The 1,827-nt window shown below is 74.5% G+C and carries 2 protein-coding genes; both read left to right on the plus strand.

Annotated elements, in window-relative coordinates; genetic code table 11:
• Positions 1-134: 134 nt before the first annotated feature.
• Positions 135-1,040 (plus strand): metallophosphoesterase family protein, encoded by a 906-nt coding sequence (locus CCN44_RS42470; protein ID WP_059254461.1) that lies wholly within the window; start codon positions 135-137, stop codon positions 1,038-1,040.
• Positions 988-1,680, plus strand: coding sequence for a 4'-phosphopantetheinyl transferase family protein (locus CCN44_RS42475; RefSeq protein ID WP_059254463.1), 693 nt, complete (start codon positions 988-990; stop codon positions 1,678-1,680). The genes CCN44_RS42470 and CCN44_RS42475 overlap by 53 nt, the downstream gene beginning before the upstream one ends.
• Positions 1,681-1,827: the final 147 nt, after the last annotated feature.

Below are 1,827 nucleotides of genomic sequence, written 5' to 3' on the forward strand. Positions count from 1 at the left end.
CGGGACGGCCGGCCGTCCCGGCGGGGCACCCGCGCGGGCGGGCCGGAAGCTGACACGCGGGACGGGTTGCTCTTGTCCGGGGACCGGTCGATGTGTTCTTGTTGTGTCATCGGGTGATCGGAAGGGGTGCGCGGGTGGAGTCGACGGCCGGGGCCGGACAGCTGCTGGCCATCAGCGACCTGCACATCAGTTACCCGGACAACCGCGCCCTGGTCGAGGGCATGCGTCCGGAGAGCGACGACGACTGGCTGATCGTGGCCGGTGACGTCGCGGAGACCGTGGCCGACGTCCGCTGGGCCCTGGACACGCTCGCGCGCCGCTTCCGCAAGGTGATCTGGGCCCCCGGCAACCACGAGCTGTGGACCCATCCGAGCGACCCGGTCACCCTGCGCGGCGTCGCCCGCTACGAGCACCTGGTCGAAGTCTGCCGGGAGCTGGGCGTCGTCACCCCCGAGGACCCCTACCCGGTGTGGGACGGTCCCGGCGGCCCGGTCGTCGTCGCCCCGCTCTTCCTGCTGTACGACTACTCGTACCTGCCGGCCGGCTCCACCACCAAGGCGGAGGGCCTGGCCTACGCGGAGACCACGGGCATCATCTGCAACGACGAGTTCCTGCTGCACCCCGACCCGTACCCGACCCGTGAGGCCTGGTGCCGGGCGCGGGTCGCCGAGACCGAGCGCAGGCTCGCCGAGCTGCCCGCCGACCTGCCGACCGTGCTGGCCGGCCACTGGCCGCTGGACCGGCACCCGACCGAGGTGCTGTGGCACCCCGAGTTCGCCATGTGGTGCGGCACCACGCTGACCGCCGACTGGCACCGCCGGTTCCGGGTCGCCACCATGGTCTACGGCCATCTGCACATCCCCCGCACCACCTGGCACGACGGAGTCCGCTTCATGGAGGTCTCCGTCGGATACCCGCGCGAATGGCGCAAGCGCCCGGACCCGCCGGGACGGCTGCGCCGCGTCCTGCCGATGGAGGTCGAAGCAGGTGATCGAGGAGCTGCTCCCGGAGTCGGTCGTGGCCGTGGAGGCGCGCGCTGACGACCCGCTGTGGGAGACCCCGCTCTACCCGGCGGAGGAAGCGCTCGTCGCGCGCTCGGTGGCCAAGCGGCGGCGTGAGTTCGCCGCCGTCCGCGGCTGTGCCCGGCGCGCGATGGAGAAGCTCGGCGTGCCCCCGCAGCCCGTGCTCAGCGGTGAGCGCGGCGCTCCGCGCTGGCCGGACGGGCTGGTCGGCAGCATGACCCACTGCGACGGGTACTGCGCCGCCGCCCTGGTCCGCGCCGCCGACCTCGTCTCCCTCGGCATCGACGCCGAACCGCACGGGCCGCTCCCCGAGGGCGTCGGCCCCTCCGTCTTCCTGCCCGCCGAGCTGACGCGGCTCGACCAGCTGGCCGCGCGGTACCCCGCCGTGCACTGGGACCGCCTGCTGTTCAGCGCCAAGGAGTCCGTCTACAAGGCGTGGTTCCCGCTCACCCGCAAGTGGCTGGACTTCTCCGAGGCCGACATCACCCTGCGGCCGGACCCCGAGGGCGAGCAGTCCGGCACCCTGCGCGCCGTGCTCCTCGTCCCCGGCCCCTCGGTCGGCGGCCGCCCGCTCCAGGTCTTCGAGGGCCGGTGGGTCGTACGCGAGGGAGTGGTGGCCACGTCCGTGGTCATACCGCACGCCCCGGCCGCCCCGTAGGACTCGGCCCCCCCTGGCACCGGGCCCGGCCCGCGCGCACCGACCGCCACCCGCTCCGGCCGGGCCGGGTCCACCAGCGGGGTGGGCGGCGGTCGGTGCTCGCGGGCCGGGCCCGGTGCCAGGGGGGGCGGAGTCCTACGGGGCGGC

Source organism: Streptomyces tricolor (assembly GCF_002155905.1).
In the GTDB taxonomy this organism is placed as follows: domain Bacteria; phylum Actinomycetota; class Actinomycetes; order Streptomycetales; family Streptomycetaceae; genus Streptomyces; species Streptomyces tricolor.